Below are 25,274 nucleotides of genomic sequence, written 5' to 3' on the forward strand. Positions count from 1 at the left end.
TCGCAAAGACCCCGCTTACGCCCAGCGCCAAAGGGAGCGCCAAAGGGAGCTTCGCAAAGACCCCGCTTACGCCCAGCGCCAAAGGGAGCGCCAAAGGGAGCTTCGCAAAGACCCCGCTTACGCCCAGCGCCAAAGGGAGCGCAAAAAGCAGTGTCGTCAGTCAGTCAAGTCAGCTAAAACTCAGGTGATTAACCACTGACTTCTAATTGAGCTGAAACGACGCAGAGTTCCAGTAAAAAAACCTGCTCTTTTAAGGAGCCAGGTGCTGAATGGAAAGAAGCAAACGGTGGGTTACTGCGCCAGATCAATCTGCAACCCAGGTTATTAATGCTGCCACCGGCAATGACCTTGATACCGGATTTAGTCAATTCATAATCACCCCCGCCCAGGTAGTTTTCAGCTCCTTTTTATCTTCCTCAAAACTGAATTGAAACTGGCTGACGTTGCCAACCGGCAGCAGGGGCGCGGAATCATCAGCGGGTTTGATGTATATGCTTCCGGCACCGATAAACTACGATCCATTGTAGACATGACTTTTCATCTATCCTGTAGGTCATGGGTTAATCATGGGAGGGTTTCACATGGTAGAACTGGTGTTTGAACAGCCCAATGTGCTGGGTACTGAGTTAGAGGTGTGTTGCCAAAGTCCAATGACAGGCTTCTTCCGGAACGGGTTTTGTCATACCTGTCTGGAGGATGCTGGTAGTCATACAGTCTGCGCCCGGATGACCGATGAGTTTCTGCAATTTTCCCTGTCCAAAGGTAATGACCTCATCACACCCAACCCTGATTTTGGTTTTCCCGGTCTGAATGCCGGTGACCGCTGGTGTCTTTGCGCAACTCGTTGGGCAGAGGCCAATAAGGCAGGTGTTGCCCCACCGGTTTACCTGAACGCGACCAATATGACAGCGCTTGAAATTGTTGAGTTGGCTACGCTGGAGCAAATGGCATTGGATTGATATTAAAGGACGACTTCAATTTGAACGTCATCCGGTACTTTCCTTGTTGGCCTTGGCGCTGCTCTTCGTTAATGGATTCCAGCTGCAGCAGGATGGCCGGAAAGTCTAAACCCTGTTCCTGGCCGGTGGCTGAACACAGCAAAGCCAGTACCTGATTATCCAGATAATGGCCTTTCAATGATGAAATTGATGATTTGCAACTCTTTACGGTTAAAGGTACTTCTGTCAACTGCCAGCCAATTCTTTTCTTTACCTGAAGGCCTCCTATCACTGATTTTCAGGCTTAGCCACAGGAACAGGTGCCTGGAATTTTTTTGTTATGTGTTCTTACTGAGTTATTATGAACTTATGCGAATTGTCACTGTCTATTAGACATTGAGATGAATTAGGTAACGAGGTTGTTCTTCCGATTTCCCAGCCCTTATCATCACTCCAATCAAGTTTCATATGATTGAGATTTTTAGCCATCTGAATCCTGAAAAATACAATGTAAAAGAATTTAATTGGTGTAATATGGATAGATTACAAGGAATAGAAGAACAACAGAGCCTTTCAACGGCTGTATTTAATGCCTCAATAACTCAGCTACAATCAGCTGGTCAATCTCATTATCGCCAGGTGAAAAAGGCTAAAGTTGAGCCAAGTTTGTTTGGTATAGATTCAAGAACATATTCAGAAGAAGCAAAGTTTAAGTTCAATCGGGATTTTAAGAAGATAAAAGTTCAAGAATCAGAAACTTCAGATTTCACTCAACTCCACCATTTTGCACCAATAATCAACAGGGCCTGGAACAATCCTGAAATCATGAGGTATTTGCTTGAAACTCACAGTCAGTTTGTACATTGCTTTTGTAATGAAACAGAAGCTGCAAATACAATTAGTCGATTAACTGAATTCTTGTTGACAATTGATGAAGAAATGGCTTCTTTTGAAAAAAAAGACCCATTTGAACTTTTAAAAAAATATCCAATGACTGAAAATAATGAGTGTATAATAAAAGCCTGTGGCTTTTGTGTAAGAAATAGCAAAGACCGGTTTTGTGAAAAAAACATTATATTTTTTCTTGGATTACTTCCTTTGCTAATTGAACTTGAAAATCACGTAGACTTACCTGACTCTACACTTCGCTTTCCGGACCATTTTCTCGCAGACTTTTTTCTCTCAATGACTTCTGGTGGGGGAAGAGACTTCTTTTTAAATAAAAAAACAATTAAAAACTATTTAAAAACTTACAATGAAAAAAAAGAGTTATTCCATTACTTCTCTGAAAAAAACAATCAACTAAATTTATCCCCACTTTTTCTGATGCTGAATAATTATTACTGGAGTACACTATATACAAAAGATACACTGGAAACAAAAACAGTAGAAATCTCTAAAAAAAGTGAGTTATGGTCTTTCTTCTTCAATTCTGCAGCACCACAATATTTATTCAAAATTCTTTTTGATGGATTTTCAGATCATGAACATTCATGTTATGATGAACCGGCATATAAAAGTCAGAATTCTTTATTAAAAAATACCCTTTTAAAAACGGCAGAATTTAACTCCGACCTTATAAGATTTGGAGAAGAGTTTGAATTCAGCTTTAAAAGTGCATCAGGTAAAAAGTATTCACCAGATCTCCTTATAATAAAGTGGTCTGAACATATATCTGCCATAATTTCATCCATGAATATACCTGAATCAGAATTTTCAATAACCATTAAGAATGGCAACCAGGGTAAAGAGCTTTATTTCACTTTTGGTGACTGGAATTCTAAGTTTTATCCTGATTATGATGTCTTTGAGGTGAATTGCAGCCCTTATACAATAGAGCAAGTTTTCACCTGTAATGGAGCTACTTATACTGCTTATGAACTTTTTGATATATTTATTCTTGCCCCTGCAGAACTTTTTTTATTGAAAGGCATATCTGGGCATAAACATATAGATATCCGAAATTCTATCTCAAATAATCCGGAATTGTTATTCAGATTTTTACTTTCGGTAGAAAATGAACGCTTTTTAGTCAAAGCCCTTGACCGAGAGAGTGAGTGTGAAGAATATTTTCCATATCTGTCTATGTGTAATGGCGCTCCTCAGTGGAAATCGCTCCTGGATCACACCATTCAACTAATCAATAAAGAGCTTGCTGCCGGAAAAACAACGCAACCTACGGGTTTTTATACTTATGCGTACGCCTTTCAACAACTATGGGAATTAAAACATGTATATTGTCCTGCTAAAATCAGACTTGCCCCGCAACATGCAAGCAATAGTTCAGACAAAAGAGTCTGTAAACCAGATGGAACTCTCGAATTACGTTTCTGGCATGGTGCCCGAACAGGTCAGGAAGCAAGAAAAATTAACGAGATAATACTGGCATGGATGAATACGCTATCGCAAAAACAAAAAAATAAAATTCCATTATTTTTAAAATTGGATGACGTTGAAGATATTGATTCAAATAGAATAGAAATGCTCTTTGATAATTTTTGTAAAAGCATAGGGTTACAGCCAGAAAACTATCGAGGTCTGATACGTTTTACCACTGTAAACGTCAATTCGATTTATTGATTCGTTACCAATTCCCGGTATTTGGTCTAAGTTGACTGGCTCATCAACAGCATGCCCCTCAGGAAACTAACTAAATGCCAGGTCTTATTGGTAACACCCCTTCTATTACAGATATTTCGCTATTCAAAGTTGGTGAAACCTGTTACATGACTGCTCACTGCAAGCATGATTGCTCAATCCACTTTGCTGATGGAACCATCTGTAAAGTTCAGCTATATGCCGCTCTATACTTTACTTACACGACAATATTTGGGAGTCGAAAGTACAGAATCCTTGGGACAAACCCATTTTGCTGAGCAAATGCCATATTTGGTAGAATCAACCAAACAGTGGCACATGGAGAGATTGAAAAATCATGTTCGAATTTAAAATGCCTAATATGAATATTTTTGAATGAGACAGTAATTGAACTCATTTATCTACCAAAATGGTGAACCGTCTAAGTCAACATTAATTCTATGCAGGTATTTGGCATCAACCTTGGTCATGATTTTATGATCTATAAGAATATCAGCAATTTCTTTGGAGTTTTTTTCTTTAAGTAAACCCTTGTCAAATCCAGCTTTATCCATTCTTTCATTTAAAAAATTATAGTAGGACTTATCAATTCTCGAATTCCTTAAATTCCTGGCATAATGCTTATTTATACGGGCCTTTACCAGAGCCTGGTTATAAGATTTTATCTGTCTGTCACGAATTGACTTCATGATAAAATTTTTGAGCTTTTTAAGTGAAATGATGAGTATCTTGATAGGATTTTTCGAAGAAACCTTTTTTACATCAAATTCTCCAGAATCCTCAGCCAGCTGATTTTGATTAACATCTTGATTTGCAAAGGTAACTTTTCTTGAATTCGGCGGGATACGATTATCCATATGATGGTTCCTTATCTTAACTATTTGTTATCATTGGTATATCTTTCACTCATTCCGATGCTTGAAACTATATCACACCAGGTACTGTAAATAATTTTAGACTTAAGTTGTAACTGTGTTTGTTTTGGATAAGCAACCGGTAAATCTGCTGCGCCTTTACGGGAGCGCCATTGAAATGATCAAAAGCTTCGGAGAACTGCCGGTTATCCGCGAGCATCAACGCCATGGATTGATTGGCTACCCCAAAAAAAGCAAACAGGTTCATAACCGTCAGTCGCAAAACAAGGACTTCAATTCTTCGCGTCACGTCAGCAAAATACAGCAGGCATTACTCGGTGCAATATCAAACAGGGATTTAAAGATAGCCAGAGTAATTTATCGGGATCTGTTTATCTTGTGGAACTATCTAAGTAATTGGCAGTCCATATTAATGAACCATTAACTGAGGTTATCATCATGATTCAGGACAAAATGCCAACTATTCCGGCTGCTTCTAACAGCAATTCGCAGGGCAGTGAATCACCGTTTCACCTGCTTCCTGAGGCTTATTGGCCCGGTCAGCCCAAGCAACCAAAAGTATCAATTGAGCAAGCAGCTAAATTGTTACTAGATGGGCTGAAAAATCTGGATTACGAACAAGAAAGTCAAACTGCCGTATTAAAGCGAGTGATTGAAAAACATAATGACATGGCAAAAACTCCGGCCAATCGCCTGGTGCTTGCCGAACAGGATAACTTTGCTACCAGGTTCCCCAAACTGGATCAGTGGATTGTTAACAAACTATCCTTTCTATCCCCCAAACAGTTGATCGCTTTTGCCTTTGCCAGCCGCCACTTCAATCAATATTCTGAGGCGTGCGAGAATAATCAAGGCAGTCTGGAAAAAACCAGAATTGAATTTTTCCGCCACTATTTTTCTCAGGAAGGCTTGAAGGCCGGATTAGAAAAGCTTGACCTGTTACGAAGTTGCGAAATTATCCATGAAAATCAGATGTTCCAACTGGATGATGTTTGTCCTGACTTACTGGATCATCTGGAACCAATAACGGCAACGGGAGAGTCATTGTACTTAAGTGATTTTAACTTTCCAGTAGCATTACGTATTGTCGGTGAAGTTCCCACCCTCTGGAAACGCCTGGCCCTCTCCATTGGTGATCCCTTCAATTTTCAATACACAAGAAAAGTTGAATTTGAATGCCCGAATGATTTCACAAAAGCAATGCTGACATTTCTGAATGATCTTGCCCTTAGAGGGTATGAGACATCTGTTCTGATTGATCCTTTAAAATCAAATGTCATAAGCCGGGTGGATCTTGCTGACAAACTGAAAATGGCCTTAGAGAATTCATAACACTGACCTCCGTTGTACTTCCGGCTTGAAATCTCACCGGATGAAAAACTGGACATAAGTATTAATTTTATACTGTCAGCTGCTGGCATAAAAATACTGCGGTGTGATAATCAAACGGCACCGCTGTGCAGTTCAGGAGCCTATCTCGAAACCATCATAGAGGTGATCTCTGAAAACAGGCATGTTAGTTTAAGTTCACAAAGTATCCACTATATCTCCTGCCCTCATTTCAATCAGGCTGAACATCCACTAACCAGACAACCACCGCCCTTCAAACCATGATAACGCTGACTTTCGAAGAACTTTACATCATCATTCTAAATAGCAGCAGCATAATTTTATGCCTTGTTGTCATAACGAATGGGTTGTTTGTTTTTTGTTTAAAGGCGGAACTATTTTAATAAGAAGAGGTCAGAGTATTGATTCAATAATTAAATAGCCTCATTATGTTTTTTAATACTAATAATTTGCCCCCAGTTCCTTATTTCACCTTCATTGGTCTGTCTCCAGCCTATATTAATCAGGTCAATAATGAATCACACCCAGCCTTATACCAACAGCTTTCTGTTGCTTCAGCTGTACCTGAGGTACAAATTTTAACTAACGCTACTGAAGAAACATCTTCTGATCGTGACCCAACTGAAAAAAAACCTGACAACAAGAAATTTATGTGTTCCTATTCTGGGTGTGGTAAAAAATTTGTAACGGATGGTACGCGCCGGATTCATGAGAGATCGATTCATTTAAACGAAAAAAATTTTAAGTGCCAAACCTGTAAAAAAAGATTCTTTCACAGATCTGATTTTATAAAACATACTTATATTCACAAAGGAATTAAACCCTATCTTTGCCTGAAGTGTAAAACATCTTTTTCTCAGTCTTCCAACTTATTTACCCATATAAAAAAACATCATCATATTCAGCCTGTAAAACAAGATAACTGGGTTAAGTTCTGAGTAATCAGGGAATCAGTAGATACTGATCGCTATCCATCAGGATAAAAATGCGGCAAAAACGTGGAGAAACTTTAATATAAACCCTTGGTCTTAGACTATAATTAATTAGTTCAACAACTCAATGAGTCTCTCAAATAAGCCAGCTCCAATAGAATTTGCTTTTCCTGACCCTTGTTTCAGTCCATCAGATTTATTAGGAAGAATAGGTAAATCTGGTTCAGGCAAAGGTCATTTGACGTATCAGTGTATGCCTGTTCAGGCATTGAAAACTCCTTTTCCCATTTACCATAACCAGTCAAACATGCCAAAAAATAACAATAATTCTTGTAATTCATTGAATAAACATGGCATTAAACCTATAACACCTGACGATAAAGCAAACTTTATCCGTACTGATGATCCTGACATACCAGAGTCAGTTCTTAATCAATATTTACCCCGGAGCTCCAGTTATAAACCTGAAGATGAAACGTTATCATTAATACCAAATATTCCTTTTCTTCAGGTGCTATGCCTAGCAGAGAGTGAGCCTGGGATCGGGGAGCCAACAACAGCGAGCCATTGGAATCCCGATGATCAGATAACCAATCTTTCTGTCGCATCTTCCAAGCCGCAAAGCCTGAACAAAAAAACAAGTGATAACCACACGAAACAGTCAGAGGATATTGTTAATAGTAACGCTTCAATAGCCAGGTGCCAAAGAAAGCATCGCCGAGATCCTGCTTACTTGCAGCGCAAGAGGGAGCGCCAAAGAGAGCTTCGTAAAAATCCTGCTTACGCCGAGCGCGAAAGGGAGCGTATTAGGCAGCGTCGCAAAGATCCTGCTTTCGCAGAGCGCGACAGGGAGCGCTCCAGGCAGCGTCGCAAAGATCCTGTTTATGCCGAGCGGGAAAGGGAGCGTCGCAGGGAGCGCTATAGAGAACGTTACAAAGATCCGGCTTTCGCAGAGCGCGAAAGAGAGCGCCTTAGGCAGCTCCGCAGAAATCAAGCGAACTTAAAACGTCAATGTGCGCAGCAAACAGCGGGCTGCGAGAATGATCCTGGTTATACAACAGATGAGTGTCTCAAGCCATCCTGTGCATCTGGATTGACGTAAAGATTAAGTGTGGGTTGTCATCGGGGGAACTTTTTATAAGAATATCTGTCATAAGCCGTAATTCCATAATCCAAGAATTCAATGTAAAGACCTATTTTTTCTACTCGATTTATTGCAGCTTCTGATGTTTTTTCTAATTATCACGATGCTGCTTTTTCTGAATTCGGCTTATCAAGTCAAGTATTCTCCCGTGAAGTTGTAGAGGCAGCGAATATTCTATGTGCCATGCATACTGATAAAACCAGAAAACACCTTCAGCAGCCGAGGGAGCCTGTTCATATTTTAATTGATACTCTCCGGCTGAAAAAAAGGTCGATAGTGATCATTACCAGCCATACTAAACAAAATCAATCACCTGACTTTACGGTCAGAAGAAAGCATCAGATTAATACCCCCCCTCCTTCAGATACTCCAGGTAATGAACGGCTTTCAAACCAGCCCATTTTAAAGTCAGCACAACCAACCGGGCAACACTTATCAGTTACAGATATTCACCCCAATCCCTGTGAAATCTCTGTTCCATTACCCAACAGTCAAAATCTTGCTGGTCCTTTCTTCAGGCCAAAGTTGGCAGTTTCTACTATCAACACTCGATTAAACAGTGATCAGATTCAAAAAAATACATCACCTACCGGAAATAAGTTGGCTATTACAACTTCGGCTTCCGAACTGGGCCAATCTCAGACCATCTCTCAAGGTAAGACTTACCAGAAGGTTTACAATAAAGCTTACGCACAGACCGAGAAACGGTGGCTTACCAAAAAGCTTACTATAAAGCCTTCAAGAATACCGGTGATAGAGAACAAACAAGAATCGCTGGCAAGCAAGCTTCTACTTTGATAAGAGAATCACATAAAGCAAAAATTTTATAATAAAAAGTTCAACTATTGGAACCAAAGCAGTAAATCAGCCAAAAACGTCAGATCACTTGAGACAAATTAGTTTTATTTCAGGCAGGAACTTTTTAAAAAAATAGCGGTCTTAATCTATAATTCAAGAGTGCAATAATTCAATGGAAAGACTTAACGTAGGCTCACATATCGCTTCTGCCTCTTCCTGTGTTCAGGATTCTTCAGACGTAACTGTAATACCACCTGATGATTCCAGTCCGATGCCAAGCATGACTGGCCATTATGTGCGGAAACTTGATCCATCTCACAATGTTTTTTTAGTGGATAGATTGCTCAATCAGGTCACACTTCCATCTCCATGTTCACTTAATGATTTTTCAATATCTCATTCCCCATTATTTGAAAAAGAAATAATGCGCCCGGATCTTTATTCACCGAAGCCACCTGACGAAATTTTTTCTTGTGACCATCCATGCACAGATCCAACATTAACAAACGCAGAACAAACAGCCCATCAATTACCTCCGGAAAATCCATTGGCATGTTTGTCTAATCCGTCATCACGCCCAGACACTCCCCCTGATCTGTTGCATAAAGACACACAAGAGCAAGTTATAACTGCAACCGTTGAGAGTAAGACACATGAATCGTGCAGTTCTGAGGAACCCCTGCCCCTGACACCCGCAGAAGCTCACAAGCAGTCCATGAAAATGAAGGCTCACTGGAAAGGTTACGCACAGTCCAGAAATACCAGGGCTTATAAGAAAACATACCGTGAGTCTTACAAAGGGAAGGCTTCCAAAAAGTCTTACTCTCATTCCAGGAAACGAAAGTCTTCCAAAAACAACTGGGCAAAGTCCGAGAGAGGAAGGGCTTACATGAAGGCTTACCGGAAGGCTTACAATTCAGTTTTAAACGGAGTCGATGGTGATCGGGAAAAGGCAAGAATTGCCGGAAAGGAAGCTGCCGCCATTATCCTGGATTCGTATCGAGTAATGAAAAACCAAGCTTGATTCGAGCTCTATTTTCTTTCCATTTATTTTATAACTTGATCAAATAGTCATAAAAAGCTTTTCATTGTTATTAACTTAAATATTGATTGGTATGCCTTGGGGAGGAACTTTTATAAGCAAATAGAGGTCTTAAGTTAAAATTCAATAATTCAATGAATATTCCTGCCTATCCTGCTAACTTTAATGTGGCTTCTGACCGCTTTAATTATTTCCAAACTACGATTTATTCTCAATCTGCCACGTCGTGTCAGGCCTTCTCCCGTGAAGTTGTTGATGTAGACAATATTCAATGCATTATTCATACTGACGAAACGACTAAAAGTCACCTTCAGACAATGGTGCTTTTTGATAATCCATTTTCCAATCTCCGGCTTAACAACAGGTCGATAGGCATCGCAAACAACTATATGAAAGATGATCATCCAATTCACTTACCTGTCGGAATTAAAACACAGAACGATAATCTAATCACAACGATCAATCTTTACCCATCTATCATGATAGGATTTACCCATGGCCTGAAAAGCGAAAGACTTACAACGAACCAGAGAAATGTATTTCTTCCTGCAGTTCTCTTGAACAGTCCGAGAAACGTAAGTATTACCATCGAGCTTACTCGAAGACCGAGAAACGGAAAGCTGATCTGAAGACATACAGGAAAGCTTATGAACAATCCAGGAGAGTTAAGGCAAATAAACCAGTCTGGCTTAAAATTCAGAGATGAACTTTTATAAGAAAGAGCAATCTTACTATGAAACTTAACAATTCAATAATTCAATGAAAATTTCTGATTTCTCTACTCAATCAAATATTACTTCTGAGCTCTTCCCTTATTTTAAAGATAATACTGATTCTTTATCTGGAGTATCGGTTCAGGCTTTCTCCCGTGAAGTGATCGAAGCAGCTAATATTCTATGTTCGATGCGTATTGATACAACGAACAAATATGACTCTCAGTGTCTAACGGTGATTTTTCATAAATCATCTGATAATCCAATGCTTGGAAATAGGTCAATAGCAATCATTAACAACCCTGCAAACGAAGATCAACCTGTAGTGAGTCATTTATCTCAAGCCAACACTCTCGGAGACACCTTATCAATGTCGTATAAAAGCATCATGGTTAATGATAAACGATACGATAAAGCCAAGAAGAACCAAGCCAGATACGAAGTATCTGATAAAGGTAAGAAGTCCAGAGCCAGATACGAAGCGTCTGATAAAGGTAAGAAGACCAAATCCAGATACGAGGCATCAGACAAAGGCAAGGAGACCAGAGCCAGATACCGAACGTCCGACCAGGGCAAGATGGTCGCATACAGGGCCAAAGCCAAATATTATTCATCCGTCAAAGGCAAGGTGAAAAATGCCATATATAGTGCAAATTTAATGGCCTACAAAAAAGCTATAAGAAAAGGCTTTAGTGAAAAAGTAGCAAGGGAAAAAGGAAAAGAGGCAGCTAATGCAAAACAAGCAGAACTTTCTTCATTGCTACCCCATCCTCTGCAGTTTAATGAAAGAACAAATATCAACAATCGGGTTCAAACCCAACCTATCTTGAGTGGACGATCAACAAACGAAAAGTAAGCAGGTGTTTTTCACCGTACTCTGGCTAGGTGCCCCCGTAGCGAGGACGACAGAAAATTGAGGATAAAAATTCGGTTTTGTGAGGTGAATATTGACCAGTTTTTTTTTCAGGAAGGAACTTTTTTATAAAATAATTGCCTCAGCCTTTAATTCGACAATTTTATAATTCAATGAATCTCTTTAATAACTTACCCTCATTCGAGCCTTCCTGTTCAGATACTCGTTCCTGCTCATTATATTCAATAGAGCAACTGATTCCACCTGTTGATAACGATCAGCAGCCTTCATATCATGGTATGTCTGTTCATGTGCTGGAATTATCTTTACCTGCTTACCATAATCATTCGGATTTTTGCCAAAATAATCCTGGTTCTTTTCATTCCCTGCTTGAATATGATATTGATCATCTGATTTTTACCGATTCAGCCGCGACTTTCGGCAATGAACTCCCTGACATACAACAATCAGACCTTGATTACTATGTACCCTGGGATTCTGATAATGAACTTGTTAAGTCCAGGCTAACACCAGTGCCAGGTGCCCCTTTTATTCAGCAGGCATTCTTATCGGTGAGTGAGCCAGAAACCAGAAATCCAATACCTACGTGCCATTGGCATCCAGATGATCAGATAATCAATCTTTCTACCGCACCTTTTAGCCCACAAAATCTAAATCAAACGACAAGTTATAGCCAAATACCCAAATCAGAGGGGTTCGCTGACGGTAACGCTGCAATAGTTGAGGGTCAAAGGAAGTTTCGCAATGACCCCGCCTACAATGCATGTCAAAGGCAGAGAATCAGGAACTCCCAAAGGATGCGTTACAAAGATCCCGCTTATTATGCAGAGCATTTAAAGAGAAACAGGGAGTACCAAAGGAGGCGTCGCAAAGATCCCGTATATGCAGAATATTTAAGGAAGAGAAACAGGGAGTACCAAAGGAAGCGTCGCAGAGATCCCGCTAAAGCAGAGCTTGACAGGGTGAGAAGCAGGATCAACCAAAGGAAACGTCTCCGAGATCCTGCTATAGCAGAGCGTAACAGGGAGAAAAGCAGGAACTACCAGAGGGAGCGTCTCAAAGATCCCGCTTACGTAGAGTATAAAAGGGAGAAAAGCAGGGAGTACCACAGGAAGCGTAGTAAGGATCCCGCTTACGTAGAGTATAAAAGGGAGAAAAGCAGGGAGTACCAAAGGAAGCATAGTAAGGATCCCGTTTACTTAGAGCGTAAAAGAATGCTGCAAAGGGAGCGCATTAGACGCCGCAACGAGAATATTTTCGATCACGCAAAGCACCAAAGAGAGATTAGCAATCTACCATGCTTACCTGGCGTATGAATGAGCGCTTTGAAAGATTGAGTTTGAGCAGGAGAACAGCATCTTCAATAAGCCAATTCAGCTGTAAAATCTGGTGAATCATTCTTTTTGATGGCGCGCTCGGGAGGATTCGAACCTCCGACCGCCTGGTTCGTAGCCAGGTACTCTATCCAGCTGAGCTACGAGCGCGTATAGACTGAAACGATTGCAAACTGTGTTGAAACAACCGTCTGCATTCAGTGGCGTGGATCATACATAAACCATTGCCTTATGTACAGTACTCATGGAACAAAATATCACCGGTCAATTCAGGGCTGGCAGTCGCCAGTCTATAGGCTGTATTCCATGACTGACCAGATAATCATTGCTCCTGGAAAAAGGTCGGCTGCCAAAAAAGCCTCGATAAGCTGATAGTGGCGATGGGTGAACAGATGTCAGAACCAGGTGTTTACCGGTATCAATAAACCGCCCTTTTTTCTGTGCGTAGCTGCCCCACAAAATAAAAACAATATGCTCTCGCTGCTCATTTAACGCGGCAACAATCTGGTCAGTGAATGTCTCCCATCCCCTGCCCTGATGAGAAGCAGGCTGCTTATGTTCGACTGTCAACACACTGTTGAGCAGTAACACTCCCTGATGGGCCCAGTGTTCCAGAAATCCATGATTGGCCGGCGGAATGCCCAGATCTGACTCCAACTCTTTATACATATTAACCAGTGAAGGAGGAATGGCGACGTCGGGACGTACCGAAAAACTTAACCCATGAGCCTGACCCGGTCCGTGATAAGGGTCCTGCCCAAGAATCACCACTTTGACCCGCGCAAACGGTGTCAGGTCCAGGGCCCGGAAGTATTCTGCCCCCCTGGGGTAAATCATTTTGCCCTGAGCCTTTTCATGTTGCAGAAAGGTGCGCAGGGTCTGCATATACTCTTTGGTAAATTCATCCTGAAGCATGGCTTTCCAGGAAGGCTCCAATTTGATGTCTGGCATCACCCTACCTCAAATAACATTGACAAATAAATTACCTCCAACCGCATAAGAGCCAACTACACTCTTTGCCAGCCAACGCACTTTAGCACAGCAACACATTTACTAATAACAACTCAGTCTTCGTTACGGATCGCCTTCAATACAATGCAAACTTTTAATAAAGCATCGATCAGAATCTCTGCGGTTGCAGCCCTTCTTTTTAGCTGCCAGTCCCTGGCAATGCTCGAACGCAGGATGGCCATCGAAATCAATGCCAATTCTATTCACTTCGCCATCGCCGACGTCAACAACAAGACCGACAAAGTTTACCGGCACCTTGATTACGGCTCTCTGGAAGCGGGTTTCTACGATGACCTGTCAGCCAGTGACAACGGTTTTTTCAGCAACTTTATGCTAAAAAAGGCTCAGAGACTCTTTCAAAAACTGCGAACCCGGCAGGAACATTTCAAGGCAGTGCAAGTAAGAGCCGTTGCTACTGATATTTTCAGGGAGGCTCATAACGCCGAAGAGCTGGTGCAAAAGATACGGCGTACAACCGGTATCGATATTCGCATTCTCTCCCCTGAAGAAGAAGATCGAATGGATTTTTTCTCTGCTTTAACGGCGACTGATCATTCTGAATCACCCGTCGTCTGGGATATCGGGAAGGAGAGTTTTCAGTTGATTATCTCCGATCCTGAAGCTGGCCCATTTGCCCACAAAGGTGATTTTGGTTCTGTTTCTTTTATGGAATACCTGAAGGAAGTTGTCCAGAACAAACCAACTGATTTGCCGGGGTCATTATCCCCCATATCAACTGAAGAACTCGAAGCAGGTATCACCTTCGCACGATATCTTGCCCGGAGAACGCCGGTCATTATTCGCAATGAACTGAAGAAAGATCAGGTTAAAATCACCGGTATCGGCCCGGTATTTCAGGAAGGCTTCGCAGAAGATATCACCATGCACCAAATGTCTTTGGACAAAGGCAAACTGGAGCGATATATCCTGGATCAGGCCTCATCCATCGGCACCAATGAAGCCAGTCTTTCAAGTGCAATTCTGGTATTTGGTTTCATGGAAGAGCTGGACATTACGCAGATGTTTATCTCCGATCATAACAGCACTGTCGGAATGCTCGAATTTCCAATTCTCTGGCATTAATAAATGTTTCAATGGAGTAATAGTAAAAGAAAATTTTTTCTTTTACTCTTCGTCGATTGTGCATTTCCCTTCCATGCATTGAAAAATTAGTGAAAGCCTGAAGAATCATGAGAGTTCAAATGGTTCTGCAGGCTTTTCCACGGTGGAAGAAGAGGAGTTGTCTGGAAATAACTTCCCTATTTTCATTGCCTGACTCCGTTCGGACTGAGTGCTGAGCTTGTCGAAGTATCGAAGTTCGGTGGCACGACCCTTCGATACTTCGACAAGCTCAGCACTCAGGGTGAACGGAAATCGGGAACTTATAAAAAGGCAATTCCTAACTGTATACACCCAGCATCAACTCTATTTGACGCTTGAGCATTACCCGGAGCCTGTCCACTGTTGTTTCGTCTTCAAAACCTGCAATTAATCCCTGGTACTCAACATGAATGATAATACTGCCAAATAGTTCAGCATCAATATCAGGATGGTTAGAGCCGATTTTTGCAAAGAATGTTTTGAGACTGTCGAGAAAGAACTTCTGGTGACTGAAGGCAATGGGCCTCAGGTTTTCGTTTCGCAGGCATTCCTGCTGGAAAGCACGCTCTGCGATCAGGTAGTCACGATGCTCTGCCAGCTGAATCAGAACATACTCAATAGCAAGATCACTGATCCGGTCAGCAAATACCTGACGACTGGCCTGGTCCGATGGTACAAGCTCTTTCATGGCCATTTTCAGCATACTGTCAGACTCTTCCCAGTACGCCTTGAACTTCTGGGCCCCCATCTCCACAAACAGAGTGAAGGTGTCAGTGATCAGATCCGTAATGTCTTTGAAATAATAGGTGGTTGCAGAAAGAGGAACATTGGCTTCCTTGGCAACAGCACGATGACGGACACCCCTGACTCCATCTCTGACAACGATTCTTAATGCCGCCTCAAGAATTGTACGACGACGCTGTTCACTATTGGCACGACTGGTTTTTCGCCCCTGGTATTTCAGTTTCATATCACTGTCGTGCTTACCAGAGCTTTTCATGCCTTCTGATGAGGAATCCATTGTTGAGACCATATTAAGACTGCCTTACAGTTGCCTGATTGTTTTATAGCGTTCGTCCAGTACCGTCGCTTGAACAAGCATCTTAGTACAGAAATCAACCATACGTATGAAAACCGGCCCTGCCACTATTCAGGGTTATCAGACCGCCATACCTGGAGTACTCCCCATATCCTTATAGACCGATCAGACCGGGCGTATGGCAAACTCCTGGCTTCACCAGCAAAGCGCATCGACTCAACTTCAGGCTCCCGGATACTACATGAGCAGGCTTGGCCTGCTCATGTCGTCAATCCTGAACTATCAGCGACTCAGAAAATAACTGAGTTAAGCAGGTAATTACTAATACGGTAACCAAACGGCAGGTTCATATAACCAATGCAAATGATACCTGCATCGTCGATTCACATATTTGACAAGTACAAACTTAAGCACAATTACTCCCGCGTCAATATCTACTGAGGACGCATGTGAGGGAACAACAACACATCCCTGATGGACGGCGCATCCGTAAACAGCATTACCAGCCGGTCAATACCAATACCTTCTCCGGCAGTGGGTGGCAGACCGTATTCAAGAGCATTGATATAGTCTGCATCGTAATGCATTGCCTCATCGTCCCCGGCATCCTTTTCTGCTACCTGTTGTCTGAAGCGCTCAGCCTGGTCTTCTGAGTCATTCAACTCAGAGAAGCCATTAGCGATTTCCCGACCCCCCACAAAGAACTCAAAGCGCTCAGTAACAAATGGGTTGTCGTCATTTTTACGGGACAGAGGCGACACTTCGGTCGGGTAATCCGTGATGAAGGTAGGGTTAAGCAAGTGATGTTCCACCGTTTCATCAAAGATTTCCATCTGAACCTTGCCAAGCCCCCAGATCGGCTTCACATCAATGCCCAGTTTACCGGCAACCTGTGTGGCTGACTCCAGGTTGTCAATATCAGCGGCATCAAGATCCGGGTTGAAATGCAAGATAGATTCAAATACCGACATCCGCGCAAACGGCTTGCCAAAATCGATCATCTGCCCCTGGTACTCGAACTCAGTTTTACCCAGAACGTCCTGAGCCAGCTGTTTCAGCATGGCTTCAGTGTGATCCATCATGTCGGTATAATCCGCGTAAGCCTGATAGAACTCGATCATTGTAAATTCCGGGTTATGTCTAGTAGACAGCCCTTCATTGCGGAAGTTCCGGTTAATCTCAAATACCCGTTCAAAACCACCAACGACCACACGCTTCAGGTACAGTTCCGGAGCGATACGGAGGTACATATCGATATCCAGCGCGTTGTGATGGGTCACAAACGGTCTGGCCGTGGCACCACCGGGAATCACCTGTAGCATCGGCGTCTCCACTTCCATGAAGTCCTGACCCAGGAAGTAGTTACGGATACCCTGAATGATTCTGGAACGGATCCGGAAGGTTTCCCGGGAGTGTTCACTGGTAATCAGGTCAACATAGCGCTGACGGTATCGCTGCTCGGTATCGGTGAGGCCTTTGTGCTTTTCAGGCAGTGGGCGCAGAGACTTGGTCAGCAGCTGGACAGCACTCATATCAACGTAAAGGTCGCCTTTGCCAGAGCGCTGGACAGCACCTTCTACACCGATAATATCCCCCAGGTCCCAGGTCTTGATGGCATCCAGGGTCTCTTTCGGCAGCTGTTTGCGGTTCACATAGAGCTGGATACGGCCAGACATATCCTGCAGTTCCATGAACGCGCCACGGTTCAACATGATACGGCCAGCCACTTTAACAGGGTGGTTCAGGCCTTCCAGGGCAGCCTTGTCATGATCCTTGAACTGCTCCTGAAGATCGCCAGCCAGCGAATCACGACGGAATTTATTGGGAAATGCCACCCCTTTTGCGCGAATGGCCGCCAGTTTCTCCCGGCGCAGGGTAACCAGGCGGTTCTCTTCATGGGCTTCAGCAGCCTTTTCTGCCTGCGCCTGTTGCGACAAAAAATGTTCTTCAGACATAAAATATTCTTCCAGTTACAGGCCTTTTTTCAGGCTCGCCTCAATGAACTTGTTCAGGTCACCATCCAGCACAGACTGGGTATTCCGGGTTTCTACCCCGGTACGAAGATCCTTAATACGGGAGTCATCCAGTACATAGGAGCGAATCTGACTACCCCAGCCGATGTCCGACTTGGAATCTTCCATCGCCTGAGACTCCGCCGTTCTCTTTTGCATCTCCATCTCATAAAGCTTGGCCTTCAGCTGCTGCATGGCCTTGTCTTTATTCTGGTGCTGGGAACGCTGATTCTGACACTGTACAACAATTCCCGTTGGCCCGTGGGTAATACGCACGGCGGAATCGGTGGTGTTGACGTGCTGTCCACCGGCACCACTGGAACGGTAGGTATCAATACGCAGATCCGCCGGATTGATTTCAATATCAATATTGTCATCAATCTCAGGAGAAACGAAGACGGAAGCAAAGGAGGTATGGCGACGATTACCGGAATCAAACGGGGATTTACGCACCAGGCGATGAACGCCGATTTCCGTTCTCAGCCAGCCAAACGCATAATCCCCGTTAAACTGAACCGTTGCCGATTTGATCCCTGCCACTTCACCGGCAGAGACTTCAATGATGTCCGTTTTGAAACCGTTGGCCTCACCCCAGCGCAGGTACATTCTCAGCAGCATATTGGCCCAGTCCTGGGCCTCAGTACCGCCGGAACCGGCCTGAATATCCAGAAAGGCGCTGTTAGGATCCATTTCACCGGAGAACATACGACGAAATTCAAGTACTTCCAGTTTCCGGGCCAGCTCATCAAGCTCATCCACAACGCCCTGGACACCTTCTTCGTCTTCTTCTTCTACCGACATTTCCAGCAGTTCTTCAGAATCCCCCAGGCCACTGGTCAGCTCTTCAATGGTGGAAACAATCGCTTCCAGGGTGGAACGCTCCTTGCCCAGCTTCTGGGCGTACTCCGGATCGTTCCAGACGTTCGGGTCTTCCAGCTCCCGTTCTACTTCCTGCAACCGCTCACTCTTGTGAGCGTAGTCAAAGATACCCCCTAAGCACGTCAGTACGCGCTCTCAGGTCCTTGATACGCTCCTTAATGGGATTGACTTCAAACATTGCCCTATATCACTCACTTTTTCAGGTGCACACGGCACCACACTTAAATACTGCTATAGCCCCATCCAGGAGCCTGTCGGACTTAAGACTGTCCTGCTTCGGTTGCGATAAATTGGTCTAAAAATTCCTGCTTCTTCGTCAAATAGCCCCGCTATTCTCCTCAGAAGCAGAAATTTTCATCCTCAATTTCTCGCAATCCTCGCTACGGGGTCGCCTAGACGGACGCTTAAGTCCAACAGGCTCCCGGGAGCTGACCAATACCGACCGCTCTGAAAATACAATGGGAATGAAATTGGCAACACATGGCTGCCTATGAAACACTGCTCACAACAACAGCTGGCCGACAAGGCCATTACCAAAACCTGTAATACAACTGAGTGATTTTACAACAATAGCCTGTTGGTTGGAATTGCTCCGATATCCATCCACCAGGACCTGTCGACGTTGTCTTGCCAACACGGGGAGTAAACACTGCATACCCGCCCATTGACTCATGTCATGACATCACACTACGCCTTTACTCAACAGTAAGGTAAACTCCCGCCCGCTACTTCACCCTCACCCGTAGCCAGAGCCCCAAAGCCTTTAGGGCCTGTTGACGTTTCGTTGCGTGCTCAGCGGGACGCGCAGTCTGGCTCAGAAAGGCGTCAGATGCGCGAAAGACTTGTGCAGCGCGTAGTTATTCTACGCCAAGCAAGTCTGACAAAGCAGATGGCGCCTTTCTGAGCCACCCTTCGGGCGTATCAGGGCGCCCCTATGACTTCGTTGCGGCATTTTGAAAGGCACCCAGCCTTCCTGCAATGCCGCGCCTCGTCATAGGAGCGCCCTGATACGCTGAGCACGCAACGAAACGTCAACAGGCCCTAGCAACAGGATCGTCTGCTCTGGGTACATAACAGAAGCACTCTTCATTATGTCACGTGACACTTTATTGAATGACTCAATGGCACTGGTAGCGGATATCGGTGGCACCAACGCAAGGTTTGCACTCTCACTGGGTGGCAAGCTGCAAACAGACTCGATACAAGTGCTGGCCTGTAATGACTTCGACAACCTTGATCATGCGGTCAGCCATTACCTGAAGCATCAGCAAGTCGCCGTGGATCATGCCTGCATGGCGTTTGCCTGCCCAGTAAGTGGCCAGACGATAAAAATGACCAACAACCATTGGGCATTCAACCAGTCTGACATGAAAGACACGCTGAAGTTGCTGTCCTTCAAAGTGATCAATGATTTTACCGCCCAGGCGCTTGCCCTCCCTGCCCTGCCTGAAAACACCCTGGTCAGGATTGGCCACGGAGAGGCAATCCCGGGGGCCACCAAACTGATTATTGGACCAGGCACGGGCCTTGGCGTCGCCGCACTGAAGAAGGTAGGCGATCATTGGCTGCCTCTGCCCGGAGAGGGCGGACATGCGGCGATTTCTCCCATATCTGCCATGGATAAGGAGATTCTCGGTATTCTTCAGCAGCAGCTGGGCTATGTTTCCTGGGAATCGGTACTGTGCGGTTCTGGCATTGAACGGCTGTATCAGGCCCACAGTATGTTGTCTGGCCAAACACAGACACTGAAAAATCATGAGATCACGGCCCAGGCCCTGGACGGAGAACCCCTCTGTCGCCAGACACTACTGCATTTCTGTGAACTGCTGGGCAGGGCCGCCAGTAATGCGGCACTGACCACCGGAGCCCAGGGGGGTGTATATATTGCTGGCGGTATTATTCCACGCTTCCCGGAGTTCTTCGCTCAATCGGACTTCAGGACATCGTTCGACCTTAACGATAAGATGGCCGGTTATCTGGCGGGTATCCCCACCAACCTGATTGTTCACGACAATCCCGGCCTGACCGGTGCGTGTGAAGCATTAGGCAACCCGTTGATCCATTGATTTTGCCTGGCTGACCCTGATCCGGGTCAGCTTCCAGAGATATTGGAAGAGCAGCAATTCGTCCACAACGGCCAGACAAATAGTGTTGACTGAGAGTGAATAATCGACCGCTCAATACCAGGACAGTGAGAACAGGTTATTACTCTCAGAAGAAGAACAATTACGTTATTTTCAAACAACCTGCTCAGGGTCATGACTGATCATCCCTGTAAGCCGTACAGGTGATTCCGTCGGGGCTACATGCCGACACCGAACATACACATGCTCGGCGACAATACCGGCAGCACCACCTACGACAAAACCTGCAAAAAAACCTGCCAAACTACCTGCCAAACTACCTGCCAAACTACCTGCATAAGGACCGGCAACCGCCGTAACAACAGGTCCGACAATAATTGCAACACCACAGGCTGTAGGCAGGCTAAAAGCCAGATTAACAGCTGTTCGTTCCAACAGTGAAACATTTCGTCCCATACACTTACACTGACAAAATATCGGTTCTGGAATAAATGGTGAATCAGAGGCTTCCGCACTCTGAGTCAGAGGCATTTGGATAATTGATGAAGTTGATGAAGATGCTTGCATTTCAAATTACCCTCAAAGATGTCTAAATCTTTTAAGAGCCTGAATTTAGAAATTAGTTCCATAATTTTAGTGTTCCCAGCTTCGCCCCCCCCCGCAATCCACCTGAAACGGAACCTGTTCATCATTTTGAGGTCTGATAGCGATATTTACAGTCTTCTAATGTGCGCAGGGCTTTATTCTGAAAGCAACCACATCAACCTACGCCCACCCAAAGCCTGCTGACCGGGTTCGCCAGCAAACCGTTTCAAGCAGGGGTCCTGACCGCAACGGAAGTACATTTAATGGCAAAAGAGTCTCGAACCATCAATCCCACAGGGGTATAGCCCCACCCCGGGATGATCCCAAAGGTATTGAGGAGGCTTTTTGGAAAAAGCAACCATTACAGGGACGGCAAGTCACCCCCGCTGTGGTGCTGAACGCCTATGGAAAAGATAGAACCTCTCTCAGAGGTGGCTTTTTTCTGTCAAAACTGTGCTTACAGAACATTCTACTCAATCGCAGAAAAGTGACCCCGGATCAGGTCATCCAGGAATTCACCCGGAAGCCAGACCGAAATAAGTATCTGGTGGCGATCACGCGCTTCAAAGCAGAATGTTGTCAGAAAGGCCTGCTGTTGAAAGGTCGGCGGATCTCACCGGATGAGGTGGTTAACGAGTTTCAGGTCGCCCGGGCAACACTGGAGCTGGCTCGCTTTATGGAAGAATGTTGTCTGAAGGGTCTGCCGTTAAAGGGCCGGCAGGTCGCACCGGAATCGGTGGTCAGGGCCTTCCCGGATAGTCTGCCAGGCAAACTGGGGATCGCACGCTTTAAGGAACAATGTTGCCTGAAGGGTTTGCTGTTGAATAGCCAGCAGGTGACACCGGGCGAGGTGGTTAACGCTTTCCCGGATAGCCCGGAAGGCGCATTGGGAAAAGCACGCTTCATAGCGGAATGCTGCCTGAAGTGCCTGATATTAAATGGCCAACGGGTCACACCGGATGCCGTGGTCAGGCATTATCAGGCAGCCAGAGCAACCCTGGAGATAGCGCGCTTCAAAGCAGAATGCTGCCTGCAAGGCTTGTTGCTGAAGGGCCAGCAGGTCACACCGGATATGGTGGTTAAGGATTTCCCGGACAGTGTGCAAGGCAAACTGGGTATTGCACGCTTCAAAGCGGAATGCTGCCTGAGAGACCTTGCACTGCATGGCCAACAGGTCACACCGGACGAGGTGGTTAAGGATTTCCCGGAGAGTCCGCATAGCAAACTGGGTATTGCACGCTTCAAAGCGGAATGCTGTCTGAGGGGCCTGGTGTTGTATGGCCAGCAGGTCACACCGGATGCCGTGGTTAACGATTATCAGGCAGCCAATGCGACGCTGGAGCTAGCGCACTTCAAAGCAGAATGTTGCCTGAAAGGCCTGCGGTTGAAAGGCAGGCACGTTACATCGGATGAGGTGGTTAAGGATTTCCCGGATAATCCGGAAGGCAGACTGGGGCTGGCGCACTTTAAGGAACGATGCTGCCTGAAGGGCATGGTATTAAATGGCCAGCAGATCACACCGGACGCGGTGGTTAAGGAGTTCCCAAACAGTCCGGAAGGCAGACTGGGGAGATTACGCTTCAGCGAACAATGTTGCCTGAAGGGCCTGGCGTTGCAGAACCGGCAGGCCACACCGGATGTGGTGGCCAAGAATTATCAGGGGGCCGGGGCAACACTGGAGCTGGCGCGCTTTAAAGCAGAATGTTGCCTGAGGGGGCTGGTGCTGAACGGCCAGCAAGTCACAACGGATGCGGTGGTTAAGGGTTATCAGGCAGCCGGGGCAACACTGGAGCTGGCACGCTTTAAAGAGGAATGTTGCCTGAGAGGTCTGGTGTTGAATGGCCAGCAGGTCACACCGGATGCGGTGGTCAAGGATTTCCCGAATACCCGGGAAGGCAGACTGGGGATAGCACGCTTTAAAGAACAATGTTGCCTCAGGGCCCTGGCGTTGAATCACCGGCAGGTCACACCGGATGAGGTGGTCAGGGGTTTCAGGGCGGCCAGGGCACCTCTGGCGCAGGCACGCTTCAAAATGGAATGTTGCCTGAGGGGACTGGCGGTTAATGGCCAGCAGGTCACACCGGATGCAGTGGTTAAGGATTTCCCACAAAATTTGGAAGGCAAACTGGGAATAGTACGCTTCAGGGATCAATGTTGTCTGAGGGGACTGGCGTTCAATGGTCAGCAGGTTACACCGGAGGCGGTGGTTAAGGATTATGAACGCGGTGGCTGGTTGCTCGAAAGAGCTGTTTTTTATTCTCAGCTGGCATTGAATGCAAGAGAATTGAACAGCGCCTGTCTGGATAATCGGAAAGTACTGGCAGCGTTTAATGAAGCACCCGGGGATCACTCTGCAAAACAAATCAGGTATCTGATTCAAAAGCTGAAACAATCTCAAAAGTACGAGGAAACCAGCGAAGCTCAGGAGACACTTCAAGAGACCTGGCAAATCCTGAACAGCGTATCGGTCAAAGACGATGAGCATGATCGACTGGAATGTCTATTGAAATTCATGGCTATGCAGCATGGGCTGTCAATTGATCATCAGGTGGTGTCAGCGCAACAGGTATTGCAATCCATCACCGGCCTGAGGCGCTCATTCAAGAATTCACGTATACATTTTTTCTTCCTGGCACACTGCTATATCACCAGCCAGTCTATTAATGGACAAGCCATCCATAAGGAACAGGTTCTGAATTGCCTTCAGCATTTTCCGGAAGGAAGCAAACGGCGCCATGCATTGGTCTGCTGGTTTGAGCAACGCAACTGCGAAATGCATAAAGCCAGAATAATTGACAGTTTGCTGTATAAACGGGCAAATACCGTTGCTTCAGGGGGCAGTCCCCAGGGATACGCAGCCTCCGCCAGTCAACACAAAGCGGCGGTTCCCGTGCGCGGGAAGTATCCCGTAGCAACAGCAGACGGACCGGGCTTCCCGGAAAGGCAGGCTTCCCGGTTAAATGTGCTCATACTGAAAACACTGGAGATCATCCAGGCAATCAATGACGCCTGTGACGCTCCCGCCATACTGGTGACCGGTTCATACGCGCGTTGTTTACAGAACCTCTGCTCCTCATTCAATGATATTGACATTATTTGCACGACAGATGAGTCTGCCAGAACCCTCTTTGAAAAGCTGCAGGTACTTAACACCGACAGGGATTCAGAAATCCCCAAGAGCATGACCATCAGCCGGGTTCCTGGATGTCCGGCGATTAAACTCCCGACAGCTTACAATATTCAGCTTAAAGACGGCGATCTGGGTATGAAAGTAATGGACCTTCAGGTCAGTGTTAACGCCCTGGTAACAGACAGAAATACAGCACGATTGGCCATTGACGTTCCTGGCGTGAACAGGCCGGTGTGGTGTCTGTCGTTTGCTGAAGAAACCGGATTACTGAACAATACGCTGGCATACCTTGCCGATAACCTTGACCTGCTGACAGATCGGTTGCAAAGAAGAGAGATATTTTCCATACCACGAACCATTCTGTTTAATTTTCCACAAAACCCGGAGGAGCATATTTATGGCCTGCTGATGCGCTCCCTGCTCACCCTGAATAAAGCCAGGCAGTTCATCGCTCTGCACTGTGAAAGCAAACCCGGAAAACCTGACTGCCAGACTCACCAGCGGCAAAAACAACAACAGCGCCTGCAAGTGCTGACGGAGAATCTTCAAGTGAAATTGAAGAGCCATATTTACCGTCAAGCGTTTGAGCACAGAGTGAACAGCTGGCTATTGACAGCTGTGCATGAGAGTGATTACGAGATCAAAAGAAAGGACTTTATCACAACACTGCTTGCGATGATTCAGCCTGAATAATATCAAGGCCGTCACCAGTAAGCTTGCATAAAATGATAAGCGCCCCTAAAAAGAAATATGCCCTGAGCTTTCCAACACCTTAACCCGGATATTTCATAAACTGCCCCGAATCTCGCGCAGGACTTTGTCGCTCTAAGGGATT

The 25,274-nt window shown here is 45.2% G+C and carries 21 protein-coding genes, 1 tRNA gene and 1 pseudogene; 15 read left to right on the top strand and 8 right to left on the bottom strand.

Features of this window, described 5'->3' with window-relative positions:
• Positions 1-199, top strand: a pseudogene (locus ACO6VE_RS02790) (hypothetical protein); the annotation flags it as partial.
• Positions 200-566: 367 nt separating this feature from the next.
• Positions 567-959 carry a DUF2237 family protein gene (locus ACO6VE_RS02795; RefSeq protein ID WP_422445581.1) on the top strand — a complete coding sequence of 131 codons (393 nt, stop codon included), beginning with the start codon at positions 567-569 and terminating at the stop codon, positions 957-959.
• Here ACO6VE_RS02795 and ACO6VE_RS02800 read toward each other — a convergent pair.
• Positions 931-1,188 carry a hypothetical protein gene (locus ACO6VE_RS02800; protein WP_422445583.1) on the bottom strand — a complete coding sequence of 86 codons (258 nt, stop codon included), beginning with the start codon at positions 1,186-1,188 and terminating at the stop codon, positions 931-933. The two genes, ACO6VE_RS02795 and ACO6VE_RS02800, sit on opposite strands and share 29 nt — an antisense overlap.
• A gap of 218 nt (positions 1,189-1,406) precedes the next feature.
• Between ACO6VE_RS02800 and ACO6VE_RS02805 the strand changes: the two genes are divergently transcribed.
• Positions 1,407-3,518 (top strand): hypothetical protein, encoded by a 2,112-nt coding sequence (locus tag ACO6VE_RS02805; RefSeq protein WP_422459592.1) that lies wholly within the window; start codon positions 1,407-1,409, stop codon positions 3,516-3,518.
• A 419-nt stretch (positions 3,519-3,937) separates the two neighbouring features.
• Here the strand turns inward: ACO6VE_RS02805 and ACO6VE_RS02810 are convergent, their stop codons facing one another.
• On the bottom strand, positions 3,938-4,393 hold the full coding sequence (locus tag ACO6VE_RS02810) for a hypothetical protein (protein WP_422459594.1): 456 nt from the start codon (positions 4,391-4,393) through the stop codon (positions 3,938-3,940).
• A 124-nt stretch (positions 4,394-4,517) separates the two neighbouring features.
• On the opposite strand from ACO6VE_RS02810, the gene ACO6VE_RS02815 reads away from it, so the two are divergent.
• The 9 genes from ACO6VE_RS02815 (at position 4,518) to ACO6VE_RS02855 (ending at position 12,580) form a co-directional block, all read left to right on the top strand.
• Complete coding sequence (locus tag ACO6VE_RS02815; protein ID WP_422445589.1) at positions 4,518-4,835, top strand: hypothetical protein; 318 nt, start codon at positions 4,518-4,520, stop codon at positions 4,833-4,835.
• Positions 4,836-4,849: 14 nt separating this feature from the next.
• Positions 4,850-5,743: a hypothetical protein gene (locus ACO6VE_RS02820; protein ID WP_422459596.1), complete on the top strand. Its 894-nt coding sequence runs from the start codon at positions 4,850-4,852 to the stop codon at positions 5,741-5,743.
• Positions 5,744-6,189: 446 nt separating this feature from the next.
• Positions 6,190-6,699, top strand: coding sequence for a C2H2-type zinc finger protein (locus ACO6VE_RS02825; RefSeq protein ID WP_422459598.1), 510 nt, complete (start codon positions 6,190-6,192; stop codon positions 6,697-6,699).
• 121 nt (positions 6,700-6,820) lie between these two features.
• A complete protein-coding gene (locus ACO6VE_RS02830) occupies positions 6,821-7,795 on the top strand; it encodes a hypothetical protein (protein ID WP_422459600.1) in 975 nt (324 codons plus the stop codon).
• Positions 7,796-8,020: 225 nt separating this feature from the next.
• A complete protein-coding gene (locus ACO6VE_RS02835) occupies positions 8,021-8,635 on the top strand; it encodes a hypothetical protein (RefSeq protein WP_422445597.1) in 615 nt (204 codons plus the stop codon).
• A gap of 172 nt (positions 8,636-8,807) precedes the next feature.
• On the top strand, positions 8,808-9,659 hold the full coding sequence (locus ACO6VE_RS02840) for a hypothetical protein (protein WP_422459602.1): 852 nt from the start codon (positions 8,808-8,810) through the stop codon (positions 9,657-9,659).
• 152 nt (positions 9,660-9,811) lie between these two features.
• Positions 9,812-10,306, top strand: a complete 495-nt coding sequence (locus ACO6VE_RS02845) for a hypothetical protein (protein WP_422445601.1) — start codon at positions 9,812-9,814, stop codon at positions 10,304-10,306.
• A gap of 130 nt (positions 10,307-10,436) precedes the next feature.
• A complete protein-coding gene (locus tag ACO6VE_RS02850) occupies positions 10,437-11,246 on the top strand; it encodes a hypothetical protein (RefSeq protein WP_422445603.1) in 810 nt (269 codons plus the stop codon).
• Positions 11,247-11,554: 308 nt separating this feature from the next.
• Positions 11,555-12,580, top strand: a complete 1,026-nt coding sequence (locus tag ACO6VE_RS02855; protein WP_422445605.1) for a hypothetical protein — start codon at positions 11,555-11,557, stop codon at positions 12,578-12,580.
• Between the two features lie 91 nt (positions 12,581-12,671).
• On the opposite strand, the gene ACO6VE_RS02860 is transcribed toward ACO6VE_RS02855, so the two are convergent.
• Positions 12,672-12,748: transfer RNA gene (locus ACO6VE_RS02860), tRNA-Arg, on the bottom strand.
• Between the two features lie 114 nt (positions 12,749-12,862).
• Positions 12,863-13,549, bottom strand: a complete 687-nt coding sequence (gene ung, locus ACO6VE_RS02865; protein WP_422445607.1) for a uracil-DNA glycosylase — start codon at positions 13,547-13,549, stop codon at positions 12,863-12,865.
• Between the two features lie 144 nt (positions 13,550-13,693).
• On the opposite strand from ung, the gene ACO6VE_RS02870 reads away from it, so the two are divergent.
• Positions 13,694-14,692, top strand: coding sequence for a Ppx/GppA phosphatase family protein (locus tag ACO6VE_RS02870; protein WP_422445609.1), 999 nt, complete (start codon positions 13,694-13,696; stop codon positions 14,690-14,692).
• A 316-nt stretch (positions 14,693-15,008) separates the two neighbouring features.
• Here the strand turns inward: ACO6VE_RS02870 and ACO6VE_RS02875 are convergent, their stop codons facing one another.
• From ACO6VE_RS02875 to prfB, 3 genes are all read right to left on the bottom strand, one after another.
• On the bottom strand, positions 15,009-15,731 hold the full coding sequence (locus ACO6VE_RS02875; protein WP_241693334.1) for a TetR/AcrR family transcriptional regulator: 723 nt from the start codon (positions 15,729-15,731) through the stop codon (positions 15,009-15,011).
• Positions 15,732-16,183: 452 nt separating this feature from the next.
• The gene (gene lysS / locus ACO6VE_RS02880; protein WP_422459604.1) at positions 16,184-17,704 is read right to left on the bottom strand and encodes a lysine--tRNA ligase; all 1,521 of its coding nucleotides are present in this window, start codon (positions 17,702-17,704) and stop codon (positions 16,184-16,186) included.
• A 15-nt stretch (positions 17,705-17,719) separates the two neighbouring features.
• Positions 17,720-18,818 (bottom strand): peptide chain release factor 2 gene (prfB, locus tag ACO6VE_RS02885; RefSeq protein ID WP_422445613.1). Its coding sequence is split into 2 segments (ribosomal slippage): positions 17,720-18,742 and positions 18,744-18,818, totalling 1,098 coding nucleotides; the frame shifts between segments, so codons are not numbered across the junction.
• Positions 18,819-19,731: 913 nt separating this feature from the next.
• On the opposite strand from prfB, the gene glk reads away from it, so the two are divergent.
• The gene (glk, locus tag ACO6VE_RS02890) at positions 19,732-20,706 is read left to right on the top strand and encodes a glucokinase (protein ID WP_422445615.1); all 975 of its coding nucleotides are present in this window, start codon (positions 19,732-19,734) and stop codon (positions 20,704-20,706) included.
• Positions 20,707-20,877: 171 nt separating this feature from the next.
• On the opposite strand, the gene ACO6VE_RS02895 is transcribed toward glk, so the two are convergent.
• A complete protein-coding gene (locus tag ACO6VE_RS02895) occupies positions 20,878-21,291 on the bottom strand; it encodes a hypothetical protein (RefSeq protein ID WP_422445617.1) in 414 nt (137 codons plus the stop codon).
• A gap of 505 nt (positions 21,292-21,796) precedes the next feature.
• On the opposite strand from ACO6VE_RS02895, the gene ACO6VE_RS02900 reads away from it, so the two are divergent.
• On the top strand, positions 21,797-25,132 hold the full coding sequence (locus tag ACO6VE_RS02900) for a hypothetical protein (protein WP_422445619.1): 3,336 nt from the start codon (positions 21,797-21,799) through the stop codon (positions 25,130-25,132).
• Positions 25,133-25,274 lie beyond the last annotated feature (142 nt).

Origin of the sequence: Endozoicomonas sp. ALB115, assembly GCF_049310245.1 — a bacterium.
Taxonomy (GTDB): domain Bacteria; phylum Pseudomonadota; class Gammaproteobacteria; order Pseudomonadales; family Endozoicomonadaceae; genus Endozoicomonas.

What these genes read in the sequence shown, in the direction of transcription:
- ACO6VE_RS02825 (WP_422459598.1), top strand. Translation starts at nt 6,190, where the DNA reads ATGTTTTTTAATACTAATAATTTGCCCCCAGTTCCTTATTTCACCTTC.
- ACO6VE_RS02805 (WP_422459592.1), top strand. Translation starts at nt 1,407, where the DNA reads ATGATTGAGATTTTTAGCCATCTGAATCCTGAAAAATACAATGTAAAA.
- ACO6VE_RS02895 (WP_422445617.1), bottom strand. Translation starts at nt 21,291, where the DNA reads ATGCAAGCATCTTCATCAACTTCATCAATTATCCAAATGCCTCTGACT.
- glk (WP_422445615.1), top strand. Translation starts at nt 19,732, where the DNA reads ATGTCACGTGACACTTTATTGAATGACTCAATGGCACTGGTAGCGGAT.
- ACO6VE_RS02835 (WP_422445597.1), top strand. Translation starts at nt 8,021, where the DNA reads ATGCATACTGATAAAACCAGAAAACACCTTCAGCAGCCGAGGGAGCCT.
- ACO6VE_RS02830 (WP_422459600.1), top strand. Translation starts at nt 6,821, where the DNA reads ATGAGTCTCTCAAATAAGCCAGCTCCAATAGAATTTGCTTTTCCTGAC.
- ACO6VE_RS02820 (WP_422459596.1), top strand. Translation starts at nt 4,850, where the DNA reads ATGATTCAGGACAAAATGCCAACTATTCCGGCTGCTTCTAACAGCAAT.
- lysS (WP_422459604.1), bottom strand. Translation starts at nt 17,704, where the DNA reads ATGTCTGAAGAACATTTTTTGTCGCAACAGGCGCAGGCAGAAAAGGCT.
- ACO6VE_RS02850 (WP_422445603.1), top strand. Translation starts at nt 10,437, where the DNA reads ATGAAAATTTCTGATTTCTCTACTCAATCAAATATTACTTCTGAGCTC.
- ACO6VE_RS02870 (WP_422445609.1), top strand. Translation starts at nt 13,694, where the DNA reads ATGCAAACTTTTAATAAAGCATCGATCAGAATCTCTGCGGTTGCAGCC.
- ACO6VE_RS02795 (WP_422445581.1), top strand. Translation starts at nt 567, where the DNA reads ATGGGAGGGTTTCACATGGTAGAACTGGTGTTTGAACAGCCCAATGTG.
- ACO6VE_RS02875 (WP_241693334.1), bottom strand. Translation starts at nt 15,731, where the DNA reads ATGGATTCCTCATCAGAAGGCATGAAAAGCTCTGGTAAGCACGACAGT.
- ACO6VE_RS02840 (WP_422459602.1), top strand. Translation starts at nt 8,808, where the DNA reads ATGGAAAGACTTAACGTAGGCTCACATATCGCTTCTGCCTCTTCCTGT.
- ACO6VE_RS02845 (WP_422445601.1), top strand. Translation starts at nt 9,812, where the DNA reads ATGAATATTCCTGCCTATCCTGCTAACTTTAATGTGGCTTCTGACCGC.
- ung (WP_422445607.1), bottom strand. Translation starts at nt 13,549, where the DNA reads ATGCCAGACATCAAATTGGAGCCTTCCTGGAAAGCCATGCTTCAGGAT.
- ACO6VE_RS02810 (WP_422459594.1), bottom strand. Translation starts at nt 4,393, where the DNA reads ATGGATAATCGTATCCCGCCGAATTCAAGAAAAGTTACCTTTGCAAAT.